Consider the following 253-nt stretch of genomic DNA (forward strand, 5'->3'; position numbering starts at 1 on the left):
GCCGCTTCAGCACGCTGCCCGCGCCGGTGGGCAACGTTGAGCGAGCTTTCTTCGTCTTTGCCATCATCGATGTCCTGCGTTTCAATTCGCACCGATTCTACTCGTCCTCGTTAATGCGACAGAGCCTCGAGCAGGACCATCGTGCCATCAAACGCATCATCAAACCGATGATGGGCTTCAAGGATTTCCGGTGCGCGCGCATCATCCTGGCCGGCATTGAGATCATGCACATGATCCGCAAAGGCCAAATGAA

The 253-nt window shown here is 55.7% G+C and carries 1 protein-coding gene; it reads left to right on the top strand.

The features are described 5' to 3' along the window. Positions 1–65: 65 nt before the first annotated feature. Positions 66–253 (top strand): DDE-type integrase/transposase/recombinase (locus GWC77_RS28675; protein ID WP_367949138.1); only part of this gene is annotated, 188 nt, incomplete at its 3' end.

The sequence above is a fragment of the Paraburkholderia sp. NMBU_R16 genome, from assembly GCF_013282575.1.
Lineage (GTDB): Bacteria > Pseudomonadota > Gammaproteobacteria > Burkholderiales > Burkholderiaceae > Trinickia.